Source organism: Niveispirillum sp. FG148 (assembly GCF_057809655.1).
In genome coordinates this window covers 23,572-45,554 of sequence record NZ_JBMDKJ010000009.1, presented here as the reverse complement: position 1 = coordinate 45,554, position 21,983 = coordinate 23,572, and the positions used below count along the sequence as shown (strand labels likewise).

General features: G+C 65.1%; 16 protein-coding genes. 5 read left to right on the top strand and 11 right to left on the bottom strand.

From position 1 onward, the window contains the following. Window positions 1-5: 5 nt before the first annotated feature. From ACODTW_RS12000 to ACODTW_RS11980, 5 genes are all read right to left on the bottom strand, one after another. Entirely contained in the window at window positions 6-1,232 is a 1,227-nt protein-coding gene (locus ACODTW_RS12000) for a c-type cytochrome (protein WP_488946248.1), read from the bottom strand. 194 nt (window positions 1,233-1,426) lie between these two features. Beyond that, complete coding sequence (locus tag ACODTW_RS11995; RefSeq protein ID WP_488946247.1) at window positions 1,427-2,899, bottom strand: flavin monoamine oxidase family protein; 1,473 nt, start codon at window positions 2,897-2,899, stop codon at window positions 1,427-1,429. Between the two features lie 75 nt (window positions 2,900-2,974). After that, window positions 2,975-5,422: a TonB-dependent receptor gene (locus ACODTW_RS11990; protein WP_488946246.1), complete on the bottom strand. Its 2,448-nt coding sequence runs from the start codon at window positions 5,420-5,422 to the stop codon at window positions 2,975-2,977. A 292-nt stretch (window positions 5,423-5,714) separates the two neighbouring features. Continuing rightward, window positions 5,715-8,021, bottom strand: a complete 2,307-nt coding sequence (locus tag ACODTW_RS11985) for a TonB-dependent receptor (RefSeq protein WP_488946245.1) — start codon at window positions 8,019-8,021, stop codon at window positions 5,715-5,717. A gap of 268 nt (window positions 8,022-8,289) precedes the next feature. Next, on the bottom strand, window positions 8,290-9,768 hold the full coding sequence (locus tag ACODTW_RS11980) for a flavin monoamine oxidase family protein (RefSeq protein WP_488946244.1): 1,479 nt from the start codon (window positions 9,766-9,768) through the stop codon (window positions 8,290-8,292). Window positions 9,769-10,011: 243 nt separating this feature from the next. Here ACODTW_RS11980 and ACODTW_RS11975 point away from each other — a divergent pair, with 243 nt between their 5' ends. Beyond that, window positions 10,012-11,100, top strand: a complete 1,089-nt coding sequence (locus tag ACODTW_RS11975; RefSeq protein ID WP_488946243.1) for a DUF3089 domain-containing protein — start codon at window positions 10,012-10,014, stop codon at window positions 11,098-11,100. 30 nt (window positions 11,101-11,130) lie between these two features. Here ACODTW_RS11975 and ACODTW_RS11970 read toward each other — a convergent pair whose 3' ends face one another. From ACODTW_RS11970 to ACODTW_RS11960, 3 genes are all read right to left on the bottom strand, one after another. Next, complete coding sequence (locus tag ACODTW_RS11970; protein WP_488946242.1) at window positions 11,131-11,406, bottom strand: hypothetical protein; 276 nt, start codon at window positions 11,404-11,406, stop codon at window positions 11,131-11,133. Window positions 11,407-11,515: 109 nt separating this feature from the next. Then, on the bottom strand, window positions 11,516-11,878 hold the full coding sequence (locus ACODTW_RS11965) for a hypothetical protein (protein ID WP_488946241.1): 363 nt from the start codon (window positions 11,876-11,878) through the stop codon (window positions 11,516-11,518). Then, window positions 11,878-13,116 carry a class I SAM-dependent methyltransferase gene (locus ACODTW_RS11960; RefSeq protein ID WP_488946240.1) on the bottom strand — a complete coding sequence of 413 codons (1,239 nt, stop codon included), beginning with the start codon at window positions 13,114-13,116 and terminating at the stop codon, window positions 11,878-11,880. The genes ACODTW_RS11965 and ACODTW_RS11960 overlap by 1 nt, the downstream gene beginning before the upstream one ends. Before the next feature lie 221 nt (window positions 13,117-13,337). On the opposite strand from ACODTW_RS11960, the gene ACODTW_RS11955 reads away from it, so the two are divergent. The 4 genes from ACODTW_RS11955 to ACODTW_RS11940 all read left to right on the top strand — a co-directional run bounded on the left by ACODTW_RS11955 (window position 13,338) and on the right by ACODTW_RS11940 (window position 18,991). After that, window positions 13,338-14,366, top strand: a complete 1,029-nt coding sequence (locus ACODTW_RS11955) for a DUF1838 family protein (protein ID WP_488946239.1) — start codon at window positions 13,338-13,340, stop codon at window positions 14,364-14,366. A 354-nt stretch (window positions 14,367-14,720) separates the two neighbouring features. Beyond that, the gene (locus tag ACODTW_RS11950; RefSeq protein WP_488946238.1) at window positions 14,721-16,061 is read left to right on the top strand and encodes an MFS transporter; all 1,341 of its coding nucleotides are present in this window, start codon (window positions 14,721-14,723) and stop codon (window positions 16,059-16,061) included. Window positions 16,062-16,081: 20 nt separating this feature from the next. Further along, a complete protein-coding gene (locus tag ACODTW_RS11945; RefSeq protein ID WP_488946237.1) occupies window positions 16,082-17,302 on the top strand; it encodes an MFS transporter in 1,221 nt (406 codons plus the stop codon). Between the two features lie 108 nt (window positions 17,303-17,410). Next, window positions 17,411-18,991, top strand: coding sequence for an FAD-binding oxidoreductase (locus tag ACODTW_RS11940; protein WP_488946236.1), 1,581 nt, complete (start codon window positions 17,411-17,413; stop codon window positions 18,989-18,991). A gap of 87 nt (window positions 18,992-19,078) precedes the next feature. On the opposite strand, the gene ACODTW_RS11935 is transcribed toward ACODTW_RS11940, so the two are convergent. The 3 genes from ACODTW_RS11935 to ACODTW_RS11925 form a co-directional block, all read right to left on the bottom strand. Continuing rightward, the gene (locus tag ACODTW_RS11935; RefSeq protein ID WP_488946109.1) at window positions 19,079-19,540 is read right to left on the bottom strand and encodes a spore coat protein U domain-containing protein; all 462 of its coding nucleotides are present in this window, start codon (window positions 19,538-19,540) and stop codon (window positions 19,079-19,081) included. A 260-nt stretch (window positions 19,541-19,800) separates the two neighbouring features. Continuing rightward, window positions 19,801-21,516, bottom strand: a complete 1,716-nt coding sequence (locus ACODTW_RS11930) for an ATP-binding cassette domain-containing protein (RefSeq protein ID WP_488946235.1) — start codon at window positions 21,514-21,516, stop codon at window positions 19,801-19,803. Beyond that, window positions 21,509-21,976: a lasso peptide biosynthesis B2 protein gene (locus ACODTW_RS11925; protein ID WP_488946234.1), complete on the bottom strand. Its 468-nt coding sequence runs from the start codon at window positions 21,974-21,976 to the stop codon at window positions 21,509-21,511. Before ACODTW_RS11925 ends, ACODTW_RS11930 begins: the two co-directional genes overlap by 8 nt. Window positions 21,977-21,983 lie beyond the last annotated feature (7 nt).

Below are 21,983 nucleotides of genomic sequence, written 5' to 3'. Positions count from 1 at the left end.
GGCGGTCACTCCGCCGCCGCCGACCCCGTTTCACGCTTCAGGATGGTGATCAGTGCCTTCTGCCGCTCCGGGTCGGTGACATTGCCGGACGAGATGACCATGGAGGTGCCGGGGGCGAACGCGTCGGGATTGTTCAGGAACCGGGCCAGCGTCTCATCCGTCCAGGTTTCGCCCTTGGCGCCGTGTGCCGCCAGGCCCTCGCCATAGGGGAAGTTGGGCACCGACGCGATGCGCTGGCCCATGATGCCGTACAGGTTGGGGCCGACCATGTGGGCGCCGCCCTTGTTCATGGTGTGGCAGAAGGTGCACCATTTGAAGGTCTCGGCCCGCACCTGCCGTTCGAACTCCGTCTCCGGCGGCAGCTTCTCCACAATGACCGGGGCATCGTGGGAAGTGACGCCGGCCGCTGCTGCCACCGTCTGGCCCTGGGCGAAGGGGGAGACGCGGAACAGCGCGTGCGGGCCATAGAGACCGACGCCGACCAGGGCCAACAGGGCGATGGCGGCGGGCACGATGCCGCGGAAGCCGGCCTCATGCGTGCGGCTCTTGCGGCCACGGCGGACCAGCAGGGCAATGCCCCAGATGGCGGCGCAGATGCCCAGGAACGTGGCGACGGTGCCCGGCCCCTTCTCATACGACTTGAAGGTCGACATGGCGAAAACGGACACGGTGAAGGACAGTAGCACCATCAGGCCATAGCCGCGCGGGAAGGCCGCGATCAGCCCTTTGCCATGGCGGAACAGGAACCAGGCGGCCGACAGCAGCACCACCAGCTTCAGCAGCATCTGGCTGGTGGCCAGGGCGGAATGGAAATAGCCGGTGAACAGCCAGACATCCCGGTTTTCCCCCATCAGCGCCGGCAAGGCGGGCAGGGGGCCCAGATGCAGGCCCATCCCATGGCTCCACACCACCAGCACACCCAGGATGGGGGTAATGAAGAAGATCAGATAGGTCGTCAGGACCAGACCCATGGCCCAGGCGCGTGCCCGCGGCGGCAGCAGGGGCAAAGGCTGTGGCGGGCGACCCCTGGCCCATTGCCACAGACGCGTGGCCGCCAGCAGGAAAAGCGCCGTGCCGATCAGATAATGCCAGCCGCGCAGTTCCTCCCGCAGCGGATTGGCCTTGTCGGTGCGCGGCAGGATGGTGGTCAGGACATCCTGGGCCAGGACCAGCGCCGGCAGCGCATAATCCAGGAGTTTCTCACGCAATCCCGCGCTGTTCTGCTGGTCCATATCCCGTCCCTGTCTTCTGTCATTGATCGAATGTGGCAGGGGTTCATTGTCCGACAGGAACCGTGGTCGGCGCCCAGTCCAACATTGTCCCCTGCTGATCCTGATTTGGACATCACATGATTATTTGAAAAAACAAAGGGGGCGCCCGTCCGCCATCCATGGGATGGACGAACGGGAGCCCCCTGTGATCGGCGTCAGATCTTTTCCAGGATTTCCATGGCGGCGGCTTCGCCCGTTTCCATGGCGCTTTCCATGCCATGTTCCAGGCGGCGCAGATGCTCGCCCGCGAAATGGATGCGGCCGGCGGGCTTGCCCATGTCGGCGGCAAAGCGCTTCACCTGGCCCGGCGCATAGAAATGCTTGTTGCCGCCCACGAACGGGTTGCGACCCCAGCTGTAGCCGACCTTGTATTCCAGGGCGCCGGCCATGCTGGGCCGGATGCGGGCCAGTTCGGCCAGCACCAGTTCAACCTGCTTGGACGTGTCGCGATCGTCCCAGCGGGTGGCGCCGTCGCCATTGACCCAGACGATCATGGTATCGATGGCACCCGTCTTGGCGTTCTTCAGGGCGAAGGCGCGTTCGAAGGAGCAGTTGCTCCAGATCGACGGCGGCAGCCCGTCCTTTTCCCAATAGGGCTTCTTGATCTTGAAATGGAACTGCGTCGTGGCCGAATAGCGGGCACCGGCCACGGCATCGGCCTGGGCGTCGGGCAGGCCCGGCGTGAAGCGGATACGCGACACGGCGCTGAAGGGTGCTGCCATGACCAGGAAGCGGCTGGTCAGCACCTCGCCGCTGGCCAGGGTCACCTTCACCTTGTCGCCCGTCTGGTCGACGGCGACGACGGGGCTGTTCAGGCGGACCGGATTCTTCAGCGCGGCGGCCATGGCCTTGGGCAGCATGTCCGACCCGCCGACGATATAGGAGCGGTCAGCCACCAGGGTGGCACCACCATATTGCGGCTTGTTGGGGTCCTTGAAGCCTTCGATCTGGGCACGCGCCATGTCGCGGAAGATGGACAGGGCCGACACGCCTTCCAGGCTGGCGCCGTTCAGGTCGATATCCGCCAGACGGATAGCGGCTTCCGACACGCCCTTGGACCGCATCAGCTCGGCCGCGGAGATGTCATAGACCATGTTTTCGGGCTGCAGCCAGGCATTGGTCTGGTTGAAGGGCAGCCAGTCATGCATCAGGCGGTTTTGCAGAATATAGGGCAGGAAGTCGCGTTCCTTGCCGCGCGTCTGGTTGGCGGCGGACTTGGACCAGTCGGCCGGCAGCACGGTGTTGCCATCGACATGGATGACGAAATCGGTGCCCTTGGCGCCATCGGTGGTCAGGCCGACATTCAGGCGCGTGCAGGCGTCGCGCACGCGGCCATACAGCGCGCCGACCTCGCTGGCGCCCAGTTCGGCCTGATAGCCTTCGGCGCGGCCCGTGCGCAGGCGGCCGCCGACGCGGTCGGACGCTTCCACGACCTGCACGCTCAGGCCCTGGCCTTCCAGGATGGAGGCGGCGTTCAGGCCGGCAAGACCGGCACCCACGACAAGGATATCGACTTCGGTCGGCCCGGCGGCCCAGCCGCGGGAACCGATGATCAGCGGGGCGGCGGCCATGAGGCCCCCCACCACGGCGCGACGGGACAGGAGCGGGGAAGCGAATTTGCTGGTCATGGCGCCCGATCTTCCAAACTTGGCAAAAAGGGATTCCCCCCGGGCAGGGCCCAGGGGGAACATTCACGCATCCAATCAGAACTTGGCCGAGGCCGTGACGCCGAAGCGCCGGCCCTCACCATGGTACACTTCCATGATGCGCTGCGTGCTGACGGAATAGTTGCGCGGCTGCTGGATGATATTGGCGTTATATTCCTCGTTGGTCAGGTTGGTGACCCAACCGGCGATGGAATAGGTCTCGCTTTCCAGGGCCAGACGCAGGTTGGTCAGCGTGCGCTCACCAAAGGACGTGACGTTCAGGCTGTTGGTGTAGGAAGGGCCCGTATAGTTCACGTCCACGCGGCCGGACAGGGTCCAGTCCGTGGAAACCGGCACATCGGCGGTGGCATGCAGATTATACTGCAACTTGACCGAACGGGCCGGACGGTGATCCTCGATGGACGCCTGGATGCCACGGCCGGGGATCGTGACCAGGGTGCAGACCGTGGACGGGTTGCCGCACTGGGACGAATAGGCCGGGTCATAGGCGCCGCTGCCGAACTTCGGATCGGAATAGGTGACCGAACCGCCGACGGAGACGATGTCGGTGGCCTTGATCTCGGTCTGCACCTCGAAGCCGTTCGTCTTCATATCGCCGGCATTCATGATGATGGCCTGGGCGACCGTAGCATTGGGCGAGAAGGTGGAGAGCTGCAGGTTGGTCCAGTTCACGCGGTAGACCGACGCGTTCAGCATGACGCGGCGATCGAACAGCCAGGACTTCACGCCCGCTTCATAGGTCCAGTTCTCTTCCTCGTCGAAGGTCTTTTCCGCATCGGTCAGACCGGCCAGCGAGTTGAAACCGCCCGAGCGCACGCCCTTGGCGGCCGACGCGAACAGGAAGATATCATCCGACGCCTTGTAATCGACCGTGAAGCGCGGCGTGAAGCTCTTGAACTCACCGCGGAACGGCTGGCCGGCAACGCAGGGACCGAAGGCGTTGAAATAGGTCAGGACGCAGCGGTCGGTCTTGTTGTCGATATTGTAGCGGCCTTCGGCCGACACACGCAGACCGTCAATGACCTCATACCCCAGGGAGCCGAACACCGAACGGGTGATGTTCTGCTTGTAATTGTGGTTGGCCAGACGCTGGCTGACGGTCGGGTCGAAGATCAGGCCGGGATTGGCCAGAGAAGCCAGCGGGCCTGTACCGACCGCGTTGCCCGGCAGGATCTGGACCAGACGCTCGTTGGTGGCCAGACCCGGGGCGCTGGTGCCAGCATAGGTCTTGTTGTCGACGTTGGACTGGAAGAAGAACAGGCCGCCCAGCCACTGCAGGCGGTTGCTGTCAGGCGACTGGATGCGCAGTTCCTGGCTCTTGGTCACCACCTGATCGGTGCTGTTCAGCATGGAGTTGGCGCGGACCGTACGCGTATAGGTGCCGGTGGACGCACCGCAGGTGCTGCCGACGGTACAGACACCGTACAGCGCGCCGTTGCCATAGATATCGGCATCATTGACGCCCGACACTTCCGACGCGGAAATGCCGCTGACGCTGACGATCGAGAAATCCTCGAACTCATATTCCAGTTCCAGCGCACCCTGGCGGGCCTTGGAATAGCTTTCCGGCAGGGTGCTGGTGACGTCGATCGGCAGATTGGTCGGGATGCTGCCGCAATACAGCATATAGGCCTGGGTCGGCGCGTTGAAGGCGCCGCAATTGTGGCTGGACAGCGGGTTCAGCGACAGGCCCGGCATCTCCGACGTCGTCTTCATGGCGAAGCCGGTGAAGGTGGCCGTGAAATTCTCGGTCGGCGTGAACAGGATCGAACCGGAGACGCCGCGCTTCTCGTACCCGCCCAGCTTGTCCTGCGGGTTGAAGGCGTTCTCGAACTCGCCATCATAGGTCTGATAGGCGGCGGAGATGGAGGCCGCCAGCTTGTCCTCGATGATCGGCTTGGACAGCGAGACCTTGCCGCGATAATCGCCATTATTGCCGATGGTGACGGAGGCCTTGCCTTCCGCGTCGCGACCCGGACGGGCCGTGGTGATGCCGACGGCACCGGCGAAGGTGGAGCGGCCATAAAGGGCGCTCTGCGGACCCTTCACCACGTCCAGCTGGGCGACATCCACGACCGACAGGATGTCGGCGGCGTTGCGGCTGGTCTGATAGATGCCGTCGATGAACACACCGACATTGGCTTCCACGTTCAGATCGGTGGAGGAGTTGGCGGGCGCCAGGCCGCGCACGAAGATATTGGTGAAGGTGCCGCCGGTGATGTTGCTCACCGTGATGCCGGGCGTGGTGTTGCCCAGATCGGTCAGGCTGTTGACGTTCTTTTCCGCCAGATCGTTGGCTGTCAGGGCCTGGATGGCGATGGGAACGGTCTGGATGTCTTCCTTGCGCTTGCGCGCGGTGACGATGATCTCTTCCAGCGTCAGTTCACCCTCAGCGGCATAGGCCAGGACGGGAACAGAAGCGGAGATCACGAAGGAGCCGACCATGGCGGAGGTGGTCAGGGCGAGAAACTTGGAACGGTACATGAAGCCCCCTTGGATTCTTCGATCGTTTCGAACGGCTTATTTTTCCGGCGCCAAGTTCCCGTTTTTTGGCGGCTGTGCTTTATTTGTCGGGTCACACGAACTACTCTTCGGGACCACGAACTGAATTGGCCTACAGCCTTTTGGCCGGACATATGCCAGTCCGTTCAGCTAATTCCTTTGCTGAACTTTCCTCAACAGGACCAAAGTTTCTATCCGCGTAGTGGATAAAAAAGCCCGCCGGCAGCGTGTGCTGCCGGCGGGCCGTCCCTCATCCATCCGCAGGTCGGAAGGGTCAGAACTTGTAGCTGACCGTGGCGCCGATGCTGCGCAGGTCGGGCAGCAGCACTACCGGCTGACGACCCAGCGTATTGAGGATCAGCGAGGACTGGGCCAGCAGCGGCGTCTTGTCGTTGAACAGGTTGCGCACCCACAGCGACCCCTCGATCTGATCGCGGATCAGACCAACCTTGGCGTTCACCACGGTGCGGCCCTTCACGTAGCCCAGGTCGGGGGTGGTGAAGCCGTTCTTGCGGGAGTTGTACTGCAGATCGGTGCGGACATAGCCCGCCAGTTCGTCGGTCAGGGCCGTTTCATACTGCACGCTGGCATTGATCAGATGCTTGGCCTGACGCGGCAGCATGTTGCCGGACACGTCGTAATTCGTGCGGTAGCTGGGGTAGGAGCGGAGCGAGCCGTCCAGCGCATTGACGAACTTCGAATCGGCCAGCGAGTAGGAACCCTGGAGCGTCAGCCCGTCCACCGGCTTGGCCACGACTTCCAGCTCGAAGCCCTTGCTGCGTCCCGTGCCCGCATTCTTGGTCAGGAAGATGGTGGGCGACACGGCGGACGGGTTGGTGATCTGGATGCCATCCATCTCCACATCGAACAGCGACAGGTTCAGGCGCAGCTTACGGCCCATCAGGTCGCTCTTGACACCAACCTCGTAGGTCCAGTTGAACTCCGGCCCGAAGGGCAGCTCGTCGGCGGTGGGGGCCGACGCGTTGAAGCCGCCGGCCTTGGCCCCGCGCGCGGCCGAGGCATAGAACATCAGCCCGTCATCGGCCTTGTAGTTCAGGGTGAAGCGCGGCGTCAGGTACTTGAACGTCGTATCCGTCTTCACGGTGCTGGTGGCCAGATACTGGAACAGGGTCTTCTTTTCCGAGGTATGGCGCAGCTCGGCCCGCGCCGTCACTGTGTCATCGAACGTGTATTCGACAGCGCCGAAGGCAGCGTAGGTGCTGGTCTCCTTGCGGTTGCGGGAGAAGTAGGCGGAGAAGAAGCTTTCCTGCAGCGTGGCATTGGGCAGGGCCTTCAGCCCGGCCGCCAGGGAGACGGCCCCGACGGAGGTCAGGCGCGCACCCGTCGGCACCGGCGTGGTGTCGATGGCATAGGGCGCGTCGGTGTTCAGGCGGTAGCCGTAATAGCTGACGCCGGCCAACCATTGCAGCGGGCTGTCATTGTTGGATTCGATGCGGAATTCCTGGCTGACATCGAAGCTGTCGCCGCCCGATCCCTGGATGGTGGTCAGGTTGACCGCGCCCGTCTGGCCGCTGGGCAGGACATAGGCGAAGGGCACGCCCTTGTACTGGCGGTCCAGATCGGTCCAGGTCCGCGTCTTCAGCGTGTTGTAGCCGGACAGCGAGGTCAGGCGGACATCGCCCACATCCTGGGTCATGTTCAGGCTGGACCGCGTGGTGACGCGATGCGTGCCCTGGGCGCGGGTGTCATAGCCGGACAAGTCCGGGTCTTCCACGGTCGGATAGGCGCCGCACCAGGAGCCCATCGCACCGGAGATCAGCTGACAATTGCCAGTGAAGATGATCTGCGGCGCGGGGCCGACATCATCCTTGGCGTAATAGTTGTTCAGGTTGGCTTCAAAGCCGCTGTCCAGCACCAGCCGCAGCCCGCCCGAGGCAAAGCGCGATTCATAGCCGCCGATGCGCAGATCGCTGTCGCCATAGGACCCGTTCCACTGGTCATAGGCGGCGCCCACGCGGGCGAACAGGATATCTTCCACCAGCGGGCCGGACAGCGATCCCTTGGCCCCGAAACGCCCGTCATCGCCCACCGTGACGGACGCGCCGCCCGACGGCGTGTCGGACGGCTTCTTGGTGATGTAGTTGATGGAGCCGGCATAGGAGTTGCGGCCATAAAGGGCGCTCTGCGGGCCCTTCACCACTTCGATGCGTTCGACATCCAGCAGGCTGCCATCGATGCCGTCGCGGCCGGAGACATAGACGCCGTCGATGAAGACCGGGACGTTATTCTCGTCATCCGAACGCGAGACCTGGGACAGGCCGCGCACAACGGGGGTGGTCGTGGTCTTGCCGCCCGTGCTGTCAAGCTGCAGGCCCGCGGTGTTGCCGGCCAGGCTGGCAATGTCGACGATGCCCGCGCGCTCGATCTCCTTCTCCGTCACGGCGGAGATGGACAGCGGCACCTCCTGCAAGGTCTCGGCGCGCAGACGCGCGGTCACCACGATCTCTTCCAGGACCAGCGTCTCCCCTGCCGGCTGGCTGGTCTGGGCCTGCGCAAAGCACGGGCCGACGGTGATGGCGGCAAGGCAAACCCCACCCAGAAGCTTGGCATTATTCGACATGTGAACCCCCGATTATCGCACGCCAACAGGCGGCATTGGTTTTACAGGCCCGGTGGGCCCGATCCGTTGTCTGAAATAGAAATAATCAATCTTCTTAATCATTGTAGTTTGATGGACATTATTGTCCGATCGTCGGATATTTTGGATTTATGCTGCATTATTGTCCGTACTTATTTGTCATGACCATGATAACGATCTCACTACTTCCTGTCGCCGCGGGAAATTCCCGGCATCACATGTGACGGTGATGCCGGGACTGTCCGCTTGGTCAGGCTGCGCGGGCCATGACCTCCAGAGCCGCGCGCTCACCGCTTTCCATGGCCGATTCCATGCCGAAATCGTTGCGGCGGGTATGTTCACCGGCGAAATGCATGACTTCCCAGGGTTCCAGCATGGTGCGGGCAAAGGCGTTGATCTGACCCGGCGCCAGGCTGAAGCCGCAGCCCAGCTGCAACGGATCGGCGGCCCAATCCTTGTAGGTATTGACCCGCACCTTGCCGGCCGACGCCGGGCGCAGGCGGGCCAGTTCGGCCAGCAGGAAGGGCACGGCCTGATCGGGCCCGCGCTTGGTGATGTCCCGCGCCACGGTGCCGACCAGCACGATCATGGCCCGGTGGGGGCCCGTGCCCTTATGATTGTCGATGCCCCAGAACATGCCGAGCGGCCCGTCGGTGGAGAAGCTGGGCGGCAACCCGTCCTCCAGCCAGAACGGATCGACGGTCAGATAGAGCCGCGCCGTATTGGCATAGGGCATGGTGGCGATGGCCTGGGCGGCACTGGGGCCGGGCGGGCCGGAGATTTTCACCTTGCGCAGCACGGTGAAGGGAATGGCGGAGATGATGAAGCGGCCGCGATAGCGGCTGCCATCGGCGCAGGTGACGGAACCGCCAGTGCGCGACAGCTCGATATGCATCACCTTCTTGTTCAGACGCACGGCATCGCCCAGCGGCTTGGCCATGGCCAGCGGCAACTGATGGCAGCCGCCCTCGATATTGGAGGTGGAGGTCAGGCCGTTGACGATATTGCGGTTATGGCCCTCACCGAACGGGTGGTCCTTGTGTGACTCCGCCGCCGTCTCCGCCCCGAAGCGGCGATCCAGGGCGCCGCGCGTCTCCTCCTGCCACATGCGCAGGACGGAGGTGTCGTCGATGCTGATGCCGGGCGTGGACAGGGCGGCCAGTTCGATGGCCTGCTCGCTATGCCCCTTCTGGCGCAGCAGCGTGCGCAGGCTGACATCGTACTCGGCGAATTTCGGGTCCAGCCAATCGTCGATATTCTTCAGCGGGTTATATTTGCCGACCAGCCGCGACCCCATCATCAGGGGCGGGATGGAACGTTCCTCCCCCTCGGTCCTGTTCAGCGGGTTGGTGGCCCAGGTGGCATTGTCGATCCAGCTATCCTTGTAATGGGCGCCGAATTTCAGCAGGTCGCGATCTTCCGGGATCAGTTTCAGCCCGTGGCGCCAGCAGGCGTCGATGACGCGGGCATAGGAACGGCCGACCTGACTGGCGCCGACATCGATGGAGCCGTCAACGGTCTTGTGCGACCGCACACGGCCGCCGACCTGGTTGTTGGCGTCCAGCACGACGACCTTGAAGCCCTGTTCGGTCAAGAGATTGGCGGCGTTCAGGCCCGACAGGCCGGCGCCGATGATGACCACATCGGCCTTCTCCTCGGCAGCCAGCGCCACACCGGGCAACAGCCCCATGGCGGCCGACGTCGCCAGAAACCCGCGTCGTGTAAACATCACCCGTAACCCCTGTGCTGTTTTGATCGTCGCGGCCATGGCGCGGTGGAAACCCGCCGGCTTTTCAGCCCCGTCTTTGCGGCCGCCTTCCGCGCATCTGCGGGTTTCCTTATCACCGCTGAACCTGTTGTAACGGCAACGATTCGGCCTCCTTGTCCACTTGATGGACAGGCTCCCTGATAGCGGGGATGGCGGCCGCGGACGGGACTATCGTTGTCCCCTTCCGTCTTTCCGGGGTGACAGATGAAACCGATCGCTTCCCTGCTTACGGCTGCGTTCCTGCTGGCCGGTGTGGCCCCCGGCGCCCTGGCGGCCGATGGGGTGCAGCCCTTTGCGCAGCAGACCCCGCCCGCCGCCCCCGATTATGCCAGGCCCGAAAGCTGGGCCGCAAAGCCCGACGCAGCCGGCGTCAGTGCCCTGTTCCCGCCCGGCGCCGAAGCGGGCCGGCTGGGGCCGGATGTGGACGTCTTCTACGTCCATCCCACGACCTATAAAAGCAAGGATCGCTGGAACCAGGACATTGCCGACGCCAAGACCAACGCCTGGACCGATGCCAGTGTGGTCATGCGCCAGGGCGGCGTGTTCAACGCCTGCTGCCGCATCTACGCACCGCGCTACCGTCAGGCCTCCACCCTGTCCTTCACGGCCATGGATGGCGATGGCGGCAAGGCCTTCGATCTGGCCTATGGGGATGTGGAACGCGCCTTCGACTATTATATCCAGCATCTGAACAAGGGCCGGCCCTTCATCCTGGCCGGGCACAGCCAGGGGTCGCGACACCTGCAGACCCTGCTGGAAAAGCGCATCGACGGTACCAAGCTGGTCGGCCGTATGGTCGCCGCCTATGTCGTGGGCGTGAACCTGTCGCAAGGCGATTTCGGCAAGGCGTATAAGAGCATCGGCATCTGCCGGAAGCCCGACAGTACCCATTGCGTGGCGGCCTGGAACGCCACCCTGCCGGAACTGAACATCGCCATGGTTAGCGCCATGGCGGAAAAGCGCTATGTCGACCGGTTCGGTGATGATCCCGGCAAGCGCATCCTGTGCATCAACCCGGTGACCTTTGACATCGACAAGCCGGATTCAACGGCCGATCAGGCCCGCGGCAGCGTGCCGGGCGCCCCGGCCGAAGGCCCGATGCAGGCCCTGCGGGCCAAATCGGTGTCGGCCAGCTGCCATGACGGCACTCTCACGGTGCGCCCGTCCGCCGATCTGGACCTGACGCCGCTGCCCGGCGGGTCCATGCATTATCACGATTACGGCCTGTTCTATGCCGATATCCGCGCCAATGTCCGGGTCCGGATCGACGCTTTCCTGAAGGAAGGGAAATAAGCCCTTGGCGGTGGGAGACGCCTGCGTTTCCTACCGCCCCTCCAGCCGCGGCCGGCCCCGGCGCGACGGCTTCACCAGCCCGTCGCGGTTCAGCAGGGCCAGCGCGGCGCTGGCCGTGCCCCGACAGACGCCGTACTGGGCGGCCACGCCTTTCTGCGTGGTGGGGACGCTGGCAGCGGCGGTCAGTTCACCGCGCAACAGCATGTAAAGCCGGTAATAGGCAGGGATCATCATCACGACTTCCGGGATGCCGGCCGTGTCGTTCAGGCTCTGTCGCAGGATGGTGTGGTCGAGCGTGATCTGCATGGGGTCGTGGAAAGGGAAGATGCCTTGAGAAAGAAAATTCCGCCACCCCGGTTGCCCGGAGTGACGGAGAGGAGGGAGGAGGCAAAAGTCGGAAAGGAACAAGGAACCGTTACTGCTGGGCGATCTCCTCGATCGCCTTGTTGAAGCGCTCCTTGGTGTCGGCCTCGGCGGCCTCGCGCGCTTCCTTGCGCATCAGATAGAACAGCCGGTCCATGAAATCCTGGCGCCAGGCTTCGCGGGCCTCCAGCGCTTCCTGGTCCAGGGTCAGCGTCTCGATTCCGGCGGCCAGATCCAGGCCCGTGGTCTTGGCATAGCGTTCGACGCTGTCCAGACGGTCGTGCAGGACCGACACTTCATTGGCCAGCACCAGGATCATCGACATGGCCTGATCCAGGCCCGGCGCGTCATAGAACTGCGGGCGCTTGCCCTTGGCGTCCTTGATGACGTGGGGACGTTCGGCGGTGCTGGTCATCAGGCGGCATCCTTGACGGCGATATTGTTCTGCTTTTGGGCGATGAAGACTTCCCAGCCGCCGCCCGGCGCATATTCGCCGGCGGCGAATTCGCGTTCGGCCACGGCGCTGGCGGCATCCTGGCTGTAGCCGGCGGCGTCTTGGGCTGCAAATTCCATCACGGCCATGGGGGCCGTGTCGAACTTGGCCTGGGCGCGGTCGAACCCGGCCTTTTCGGCCAGATCGAACTGGTTCATGTCGCGCATGGCGCCCCAGAACGGCTCGTTATTGTACCAGGTCTCGTTATCCAGGATGAACTGGGTGAACGGGTCCATCAGGTCGAACGGCGGCAGGTCGGCATGGATCATCAACCCGCCCGGCGCCAGCAGGCGATGGCATTCCTTGAAGATGCGCGGCATGGCCTTGCCGCTGGTTTCGTGCAGCAGGATATGGCTGACGACCAGATCGAAATGACCGTCGGGGAAACGGGTTTCCTCCGCATTCATCTGGGCGAAATTCACCTCCAGCCCCAGGCCGGATGCCCGGGCATGGGCATAGCGCACGACGGGCGCGCCCACATCGATGCCCCAGACCTCGGCGTCGGGGAACATTTCCTTGTAGGGCAGGGTGGCGTGGCCGACCGTGCAGCCCATGTCCAGAATGCGCTTGGGCTTGAAGTCGGGCATGCGGCGCTGCAGATAGTTGCAGACCGACCGGCCCATATCGTCGTTCAGCGGGCCCATATAGCCCATGGCGTAGAGATAGACGCCACGGTCATACAGCGCACCGACGGAGATATCGTCCTTGGTGACTTCCGTGGTGTAGCCGCCCGGCATGCAGTGGATATCCACGGCCGTGACATAGCGCGGCGGCACGAAGCCTTCCGGAATATCCAGCTTGGCCTTGGTCTTGGCCGACAGCTCGGCGGCCTTTTCGTTCAGTTCCGGCAACTCGCGGTCGACCGTGACATTGGTCGCTTCCCAGAGCAGTTCCTGGGCGATGCGGTTGGCGGCGGCGTAATGCTGGAAATACAGCTCGCGGACCATGCAGGACCGGATATCGCGCCGGTCGGCGGGGCTGCGACCATGTTCACGCTCGAACGCCGGGGCGACGCGGTTCTTATAGACCGGGGTCAGACCGGGCAGCAGCTTCTGCTGGATGAAGTTCTTGAAACTCTTGGTGAATTCCTGGCGTGCCGCCTCGTCGTGATTGGCGGATGGCAGCACCGGATGAGGCTGCTGTTGGAAAGTATTCAGCATGACCGCTCCCTGTTCGGCGTGGGTTGCTTTTGCCTGTATTGGATAGGGTCAGCGCCGCCGATGGCAAAGGGCCGGAAAGCAGATGTCCACCTGATGGTTGAATCCGCGCGCCATGGTTTCCAGGGCGAATTTTTCCATGCCACGGTGCCGGCCGACAGATGCGGCGGCGGGACCGCGTAGAAGACGGCCCCCGTCATCTTCGAACAGGGAGACAAGGCATTATGAGCGGACCTGAATTGACGCGGCGGGAAAGCCTGGGTCTGGCGGCCATTGCCGCCGCAGTGGGCGCCGTCGGCTTGCGTGGCCCGGAAGCACAGGCGGCAACGGCTGTCCCGTCCTTCACCACCAAGATCGACTTCAAGGATCCCAAGTGGAACCGGGACAGCTATGTCCGCCTTGACGCCGATATCGATCCGAACAAGGAAAAGATCGGCTGGTTCCGGGGCAATGTCTATGGCGTCCGCGACAATGAGCCGGTGCGCACCCTGTTCGTGCTGGACGGGTTCAGTTTTGTCCGCACCAAGCGCCTGGAAGACGGGTCCTATCGCCGCATGCTGCGCGAGATCGGCTTCTACCGCGATGCCAAGACCGGCGAGGTGATGAAGACCTGGCACAATCCCTATACGAACGAGGATGTGCGCGTCGTCCCCATCGCCAACGACCCCTATAATTACACGATCGGCGAATTCAAGCCGACGCCGCCGACCTATGGCGGTCTGAACAAGGACAAGCCGGCACCGGAGCCGTTTCTGCTGGACTGGCGCTATGGCCCGGATGACACGGTGGTCCTGACCACCGACATTCACCTGTTCTACCCCAATGCCCTGCAGCCCGACAAATGGCCGCGCGAATCCGCTGGCGCCTTCAACCGCGTGTCGGAGCTGTTCACCTATGTGATCAAGCGCAAGGATCTGGAAAACCCGAAGCTGACCCATGTGAAGGCCGTCGGTTCCTGGTCGCGCATCACGCCTTGGCTGCCCTGGATGCTGATGGGGCAGGCGCCCGGCCATATCAGCTATTTCTGCTCCTTCGGTGCCTATGACAGCATCGACCAGATCCCGGCCGACATCCGTGAACTGGCGCGTGCCATGGACCCGAAATGGCTGGCCTCCCCGACGGAGGATTACGGCCCGTCGCTGTCCAGCATCGAGAATTACGCCCGGTTCCAGACGCCGGCCCCGGTGCCGGCCGGCTGGACCCCGCCGCAGCCCCCGCCGCCGCGCACCCTGCCGCCGATGCCGCCGAAGTAAGCCTGAGCCCATGCCGGCGGAGGGGGGAAGCCTGCTCCGCCGGTGGTTTTTTGGGGGGGGGCACGCCTCTTCTGTCGTCCAGGCTTGCGGTGCAGGTGCCAAGGTTGAGATTTGCACAGCGGTGCTTCCCCCGCGAATGCGGGGGTCCAGGGGCCAAGGGCACCGAGGTGAGGTTCCAGGTGGCCCCTGGATCCCCGCTTTCGCGGGGAAGGCACCTTGTTTCAATGGACTAAGTCGGCGCCGATGGGTGGAAGCCGGGGGGATCAGGCCGCAGGTTAAACCTTCCAGGCCCCACGGCATCTTTCCCTTTCCTGCCCTTCCCCGCGACTCCCCACCCCCCAAGAAGGACCACCCATGACCGCCGTGACCGATAGCGCCCCCCGTTCCGCCGGCCAGTTGGGGCTGCTGGCCCAGGTGGGCTATGGGGCGGGGCAGGTGGCGGGGCAGGTGTTCCGCGATGTGCCGTCGCTGCTGCTGCTGTTCTTCATGACCACGGTGCTGGGGATCGAGCCGGCGCTGGCCGGGGCGGCCATCTTTGTGCCCAAGCTGGTCTGGGGCGTCAGCTGCGACCTGGCCGTGGGCATTCTGTCCGACCGGCTGAAACACAGGATCAACCGGCGCTGGTGGCTGCTGGCCGGTGTGGTGGGGTCGCCGGCGGCCTTCCTGCTGCTGTTCCATGTGCCCGACATCCCCAATGCGGGCCGTGTGGCCTATGTCGCCGCCGCCTTCAGCCTGTATATGGCCGTGTTCGCCAGCTTCTCCGTTCCCTATCTGGCCATTGCCGGCGAACTGTCGGACGACCCGCATCAGCGCACGGTGCTGATGGCCTGGCGGCTAGTGTTCACGGCGGCCGGCGTGCTGGTCGGGGGCACCGTGGCCCCCTATGTCGTGCAATATCTGGGCGGCGGGCAGCCGGGATATGAGGGCATGTCGCGCGTGCTGGCCGTCATCTGCCCGCTGTCGCTGCTGATCGCCTTTTTCGGGGCTGGCCGCGCCGCGCGACAGGCGGCGCGCGATCCAGCCCCGGCGCACCGGCGGCTGTCGGCGGGTGACGCGATGCGCGTGCTGCTGGCCCCGCGCTTTTCCATCCTGCTGTCCTCCAACCTTTTGCAGCTTATCGGGTCGGGCATGGCCTATGCCTCCATGCTGTATTTCCTGTCCTACAATATGGGACGGACGGATGCGTTGCAGCTGATCGGCGGGCTGGTGGCCATTGCCTGTGCCGCCATCATCGTGGCCCAGCCGCTATGGGTGGCGCTGGCCAGGCGGGTGGGCAAGAAGCCGGTCTATATCCTGTCCGCCATCGGCTATGCGGCCACATATCTGGTCTGGTCGCAATGCGCCGGTGCCGGTACCGTGGCCGCCTATGGCCTGTGCTTCACGGCCGCCTTCTTCAATTCCGGCTGGGCGCTGCTGTCCTTTTCCATGATGTCGGACATTGCGGGCGAGGATCGGGCCCATGCCGGGCTTTATTCGGCCGCCTGGATCGCGGTGGACAAGATCGGCTTTGCGCTGGGCGGCACGCTGCTGGTGGGGCTGGTCCTGTCCGGTTTCGGCTTTGATGCGGCGGCGGCCATGACGGGCGGGGCGCAGCCGCAAAGTGCCCTGACCGGCGTCATGCTGGCCTTCGGGGTGCTGCCCGGTCTATTCAACCTGACAGCGGCGGCCTTGTTCGCCCGCTTTGGCCGTTCCTGATCGGAAAGACACGAGAGCAGATGCAAGCGCAAGCAGAGGAATTCCGGCGCGGCTGGCGGCTGGTGCTGGCGGCGGCGACAGGGGTGGGGCTGGGCATCACGGGCCTGACCTTCTATACGCTGGGCATCTTCATCGGGCCATTGACGCAGGAATTCGGCTGGTCGCGCACGGCACTGGCCAGCGCCACCATCCTGACCACGCTGACCACCCTGTTCCTGGGGCCCGTGGTCGGCCGCCTGACCGACCGGTTCGGCGGGCGGGCCGTGGGCCTGACCTCCCTGGTCGGGCTGGCGGCGGGGCTGGCCGGGCTCAGCCTGATCGGGGCTGATCTCTGGACCTTCTATCTGGCCTTTGGCTGCGCCATGGTGCTGGGTGCCGGCACCTTGCCCATCGTCTGGACCCGCGCCGTCAATGCCGGGTTCGACAAGGCGCGCGGCATGGCGCTGGGCCTGACCCTGACGGGCACGGGCCTGTGCGCCATCCTGGCCCCGCCCTATGTGCAGTGGCTGATCGCCGACCATGGCTGGCGCATGGCCTATCTGGGTCTGGCGGGGCTGGTGCTGGTGCTGGGCGTGCCCGTGGTCTGGACCCTGTTCCATGAAATCGGCGGGCCGGCTCACCAGCAGAGCGTTGCCCAGGCCCCGCGTCCCGGCTTCACGGCCGCCAGGGCGCGTAGGATGCGGCAATTCTGGATGCTGGGCATCGGCTTCCTGTTCGCCTCCTTCTCCGTTTCTGCCCTGATCGTGCATCTGGTGCCGATGCTGGCCGGCGGCGGGATGGAACGGGCCACAGCCGTGTGGGTGGCCAGCCTGCTGGGCTTTGCCATCATTGCCGGGCGGCTGGGCATCGGCCTGCTGGTCGACCGGTTCCACGCGCCGTTCGTGGCCTTTGCCGTGCTGGCCGTAGCATCGGTGGCCAGCTTCATGCTGCTGGGGGCCGGCCCCGGCCTGACCATCGCCATGCCAGCCGTCATCCTGATCGGGCTGGCCGCGGGGGCGGAGGTGGATCTGGTCGCCTATCTGGCCAGCCGCTATTTCGGCCTGCGCCAATATGGCGAGATCTATGGCATGCAACTGGGCTTCTTCGCCGCCGGTGCCGGGCTGGGGCCCATGGGTGTGGGGCGGCTGTTCGACCTGACTGGCAGTTATACGGTCGGCCTGATGGCCTGTGCTGTCGGGTTCGTCGTGGGGGCCATCCTGATCGCGGCTCTGGGCCGGTATCCGGAACGGTTCGACGATTGAAGGCAAGGCCTGTCCGCTGTCCGGACAGCGGACATCTCCACCCCTCTGTCCCGGCGGCGATGCTGGCAATCTGGCGCCCGATCCACATTACCCCGGAAAGCCCGCGCCATGCCCGACAGCAGCCTGACCCCGTCCGATCTTCTGCCCCGCCTGCGTGCGCTGCTGGGCGACGGGGCGGTGGTGACCGATGCGGACAGCCTGGATTTCTATGGTCATGATGTCCACAGCCAAGGTGCCCCGCTGCTGGCCGTCATCCGGCCGGCAACGCGCGACGCCCTGGTCGATGCGCTGAAGGCGGCGCATGCGGCGGGCGTGGCCGTGGTGCCGCGTGGCGGCGGCATGTCCTATTCCAACGGCTATCTGGCGCCGGCCGCCGGGTCGATCCTGGTCGATACCAGCGGCCTGGACCGGATCATTGAGATCAATGCGGGCGACATGTATGTCGTGGTGGAATCGGGCGTGACCTGGGCCGCGCTGGATGCGGCGCTGGCCCCGCTGGGGCTGCGCACGCCCTTCTGGGGTCCCTTCTCCGGCATCCGGGCCACGGTCGGCGGCACCATGTCCCAGAATGCCGTGACCTATGGCACCGGCACCTATGGTTCCGCTGTTGACAGCGCGCTGGGGTTGGAAGTGGCGCTGGCCGATGGCAGGGTCGTGCGCACCGGGTCCTGGGCGCAGGAAAACTCCGTGCCCTTCTTCCGCCATTACGGGCCGGACCTGACGGGCCTGTTCGGTGGCGATGCCGGCGCGTTCGGCATCAAGACCGCCATCTCCCTGCGGCTGGTGCGCCGCCGGCCCATCAATACCGGCATCTCCTTCGGCTTCGCCGATTTCGACGGGCTGCTGGGGGCCATGGCGGCCGTGGCGCGTGAAGGGGTGGCGTCGGAAGCCTTCGGCCTGGACCCGTTCCTGCAAAAGCAGCGCCTGGGCATGGGCGATCTGAAATCCGACCTGAAGATGCTGCTGGCCGTGGGCCGGGCCGGGCGCGGGCCCATCGAATCCCTGGTGCAGATGGCCAAGATCGTCATTGCCGGGCGCGGCTTCCTGGACGGGATCAACTATTCCGCCCATTACACGGTCGACGCCTTCGACAAGGAGGAGGAGCGGTCGATGCTGCGCCGCATCCGTGCGGCGGCCGGGCCCTTCGGCAAGGAGATCGAGAACTCCATGCCGACCCTGGTCCGTGCCTACCCGTTCCCGCCGCTGAACCATATTCTGGGGCCGAAGGGTGAGCGCTGGGTGCCGGTCCATGGCATCCTGCCTTTCAGCCGCGTCGCCGCCTTCCGCGCCGACCTGGAAAAGCTCTATGAGGGGCACGCGGCGGCGATGGCCAAGCACAAGGTACTGGCCGCCGCCATGTTCTCCACCATCGCCACCAATGGCTTCCTTTATGAACTGGCCTTCTATTGGGAGGATGAGCGGACGCCGTTCCATGACCGCATCCTGGAACCGTCGGCCGTGACCAGCCTGCCCCGCTATCCGGCCAATCCGGAAGGGGCCGCCCTGATGGACCAGCTGAAGGCCGAATGCGTGGCGCTCTATAATCGTCATGGTGCCGCGCACCTGCAGGTGGGCAAGCTCTATCCCGTCGCCCGGTCCATGAACCCGGCCACGCGCGATCTGCTGGGCGGGGTCAAGGGTCTGGTCGATGGCGGGCGGACCATGAATCCCGGTGGGCTGGGGCTGTAAGGGCGGGTGCAGCCCCCGCCTTTGCCAATAAAAAACCCCCGCCCGGTCACCCTGGCGGGGGTTTTCGCGTTTTGGAAGGTGCCTGCCTTACTTGGCGGCGATGGTCACCGTGACGGTGTCGGCATAATCGCCGGCGATATACTGGTCGGAAGCGGCCACCGTGACCTTCAGGTCGGACTTCTTGCCAAACTGGGCGGTGGCGCGGTCGACGACGGCCTGGCTGGTCAGGGCGCCGCTGAAGCTGTCATAGGCGACATTGTAGTTGATGGTGAAATTGCCGCTCTTCAGCTTGCCGGCATTGGCCGAGGCGAGCGTGATGCGGTAGCCGGAGCCGGAATTGCAGGTTTCGGTGACGGAACCGACCGTCTTGTTGGTCTCGCCGGCCTTCAGCGACAGGGACTGGCCCAGATCCTGGACCGCGATGGTGCAGGACAGCGCGACATTGCCCTTCAGCTGGATGGTGCCCGACGCGTTCTGGGCCAGGGCGGGGGAGGCAGCGGCGGCGGCGATCAGGGCGGCGGCGGCGGCCTTGGCGAAGAACTTGGTCATGTCGGTCTCCAACAGCTCGGTTTCGTGCGGCGTTATCGCCGTCATGCGAACCAAGGATTGCAGACACCGTGCCAGTCCGCGGTTGAAGCCCGAAAGTTGAGGGATTCTGCGCTGTTTCGGATGTATTTACACACTGTTGACGTATTGCGATTTGCAAAATATGCATAATGCGTGTTGAATTCTGCAAAAATGTTGGAATATGCAACGGAGCTTGGTTTTCCCGCTGCAACCAAAGGTCCGGCCCGCGCCGCGAGTGCCGGTCAGGGCGGCCCGCTGCCGGCCACCCGCCCGGCATCCAGTTCCAGCACCTGGTCGGCGGCGCGGCGGGTCTGGTCGCGATGGGTGACGGCCAGGATGGTGGTGCGGTGGCGCAACCGGTCAAGCGCCTGCAGCACCAGGGACTCCGACCCGGCATCCAACGCCGACGTCGCCTCGTCCAGGATCAGCAGGCGGGGCTGGCGCAGCAGGGCGCGGGCCAGGGCCAGGCGCTGGCGCTCTCCGCCCGACACGGCGCTGCCGCGGTCGCCCACGACCGTATCCAGTCCCTGCGGCAGGCCGCGTACGAAATCGGCCGCGGCCGCTTCCTCCAGCGCCGCCCACAATTCCGGCTCGCCGGCATCGGGGGCAGCCAGCAGCAGATTGGCCCGGATCGTGTCGTGGAACAGGAATGGGTCCTGCGGTACCACCGCCACCTGACGCCGCCAGGTCGGACGCAGGCCGGGCGTCAGCTCCACCCCGTCCACCGACAGGCTGCCGCTGGAGGGGGCGGTCAGCCCGGCCGCCAGATCCGCCAGGGTCGATTTCCCGGCGCCCGAGGGGCCGGTGACGGCCAGAAGCGCGCCGAAGGGAAGATCGAAATCCACCCCGTCCAGCGCCTGCCGCCCGTCGGCGGTGCGCAGCCCGACCCCGCGAAAGGACAGGGTGCGGCTGAAGACCGGCAGCGCCTCGCCGATGATGGCCGGTTCGGCTCCGGCGCGCAGCCGGGTCAGCATCGCCTGATACTGAAGGACGGCGGGCAGACCATTTTCCAGTTGCCGCCAGACCCGCAATCCCCCCAGGCCACGCTGAGCCAGCCTGGCAAAGGCCAGGATGACCGCCAGGGCGCTGCCCAGATCCTGGTGCAGCCAGAGGGTGGACACGATGACGGCCGCGGCGGCCAGGGTCGCGGCAACGATCAGCAGGGCCGCCTGTTCATAGGCCTGGATGCGCGTATGCCGGGCCTGGAGCCGGCGCAGATCGGCGAAGCGGCGGGCCAGATTATCCTGCCGGACCGTTTCCGCCCCGAAGGTCCTGATGATGCGCAGTCCCGCCAGATCGTCGGTCAGATCGGCCATCATGTCCTGATGCGCCCGCCCCAGGTGCCGGCCGATATCGAAACCGCTTTTCCCGATATGGCGCAGCAGCAGCAGCGCCAGCAGCGAAACCACCAGGGTGGCCAGCGTCAGGGAGGGGGAGATCAGCAGGGCGGCAAGCAGCAAGGCCGGCAAGGTCAGCAGCGTCACAGCCAGATTGACCACCGCATTGTAACAATTGGCCAGGCGCCCCACTTCGCCGGTCATGATCTGTTTGACATCCGTGCTGCGCAGCGACTGGAAGACCGGCCAGGATACGTGCAGCAGGGCGGCATGCAGGTCCGCGCGCAGCCGGTCGACAAAGACGTTGCGCTGGCCATCGCTGACGACGTTGCGCACGCCCACCACGGCCGCCCCCAGAATGACCAGCAGCAGGTAAAGGCCCAGCCCCAGCAACAGGGGGCGGGCTGCCGGTGGGGCACCCCCGTTCACCCCGATCATGTCCAGCACAGGAACCAGCAGCAGCAGCCCCGCCCCCTCCGCGACCGACCCGGCCAGCGTCAGGCCCAGAACCATGGCCAGCCTGCGCCGGTCCGTCCGGCGGATCATCAGGGAAAGGAAATAACGGGCGGCCGTCGTCCGCGTCTGCCCATCGGCCGGAAGGCGGGGTTCCTGATCAGCCATCCCGCCGCGTCCCCACCGGTTTGGGGGTGCCCAGATCGGCCAGGGGTACGAAACTGGCTGCTTCCTCTCCACCGATCAGAATGTCCGCCCCCATCATCATCCAGGCATGGGCGGCCAGCACCCCGCCCGTCTTGGACACGCCAAACCGGATCGACCAGCCCTTGATGCCGCGGCGTTTCAGCAGCAGCCCCAGGGCGACGGCGCGGACCAGACAGGTGCTGGTCCAGGGCAGATGGTCGGCCGTCCAGCGCAGGCGCCGGCCGATATCCCGTGCGCGGCCGGTGACCGGCGGCGCGGTTGTCGTCGTGCCGGACAGGTCCGGCGCCACCATCGTGCCGAACCAGCGCCGGGTGACGCGCAAAGGCAGGACATGGACCAGCAGCGCCGCCAGCAGCAGGGCGCCTGTGGCTTCCAACCGAACCGCGATCCACCATGGTCGTCCGTGCAGGATGCCTGCCATATCCGTC

What these genes read in the sequence shown, in the direction of transcription:
- ACODTW_RS12000 (WP_488946248.1), bottom strand. Translation starts at nt 1,232, where the DNA reads ATGGACCAGCAGAACAGCGCGGGATTGCGTGAGAAACTCCTGGATTAT.
- ACODTW_RS11995 (WP_488946247.1), bottom strand. Translation starts at nt 2,899, where the DNA reads ATGACCAGCAAATTCGCTTCCCCGCTCCTGTCCCGTCGCGCCGTGGTG.
- ACODTW_RS11990 (WP_488946246.1), bottom strand. Translation starts at nt 5,422, where the DNA reads ATGTACCGTTCCAAGTTTCTCGCCCTGACCACCTCCGCCATGGTCGGC.
- ACODTW_RS11985 (WP_488946245.1), bottom strand. Translation starts at nt 8,021, where the DNA reads ATGTCGAATAATGCCAAGCTTCTGGGTGGGGTTTGCCTTGCCGCCATC.
- ACODTW_RS11980 (WP_488946244.1), bottom strand. Translation starts at nt 9,768, where the DNA reads ATGTTTACACGACGCGGGTTTCTGGCGACGTCGGCCGCCATGGGGCTG.
- ACODTW_RS11975 (WP_488946243.1), top strand. Translation starts at nt 10,012, where the DNA reads ATGAAACCGATCGCTTCCCTGCTTACGGCTGCGTTCCTGCTGGCCGGT.
- ACODTW_RS11970 (WP_488946242.1), bottom strand. Translation starts at nt 11,406, where the DNA reads ATGCAGATCACGCTCGACCACACCATCCTGCGACAGAGCCTGAACGAC.
- ACODTW_RS11965 (WP_488946241.1), bottom strand. Translation starts at nt 11,878, where the DNA reads ATGACCAGCACCGCCGAACGTCCCCACGTCATCAAGGACGCCAAGGGC.
- ACODTW_RS11960 (WP_488946240.1), bottom strand. Translation starts at nt 13,116, where the DNA reads ATGCTGAATACTTTCCAACAGCAGCCTCATCCGGTGCTGCCATCCGCC.
- ACODTW_RS11955 (WP_488946239.1), top strand. Translation starts at nt 13,338, where the DNA reads ATGAGCGGACCTGAATTGACGCGGCGGGAAAGCCTGGGTCTGGCGGCC.
- ACODTW_RS11950 (WP_488946238.1), top strand. Translation starts at nt 14,721, where the DNA reads ATGACCGCCGTGACCGATAGCGCCCCCCGTTCCGCCGGCCAGTTGGGG.
- ACODTW_RS11945 (WP_488946237.1), top strand. Translation starts at nt 16,082, where the DNA reads ATGCAAGCGCAAGCAGAGGAATTCCGGCGCGGCTGGCGGCTGGTGCTG.
- ACODTW_RS11940 (WP_488946236.1), top strand. Translation starts at nt 17,411, where the DNA reads ATGCCCGACAGCAGCCTGACCCCGTCCGATCTTCTGCCCCGCCTGCGT.
- ACODTW_RS11935 (WP_488946109.1), bottom strand. Translation starts at nt 19,540, where the DNA reads ATGACCAAGTTCTTCGCCAAGGCCGCCGCCGCCGCCCTGATCGCCGCC.
- ACODTW_RS11930 (WP_488946235.1), bottom strand. Translation starts at nt 21,516, where the DNA reads ATGGCTGATCAGGAACCCCGCCTTCCGGCCGATGGGCAGACGCGGACG.
- ACODTW_RS11925 (WP_488946234.1), bottom strand. Translation starts at nt 21,976, where the DNA reads ATGGCAGGCATCCTGCACGGACGACCATGGTGGATCGCGGTTCGGTTG.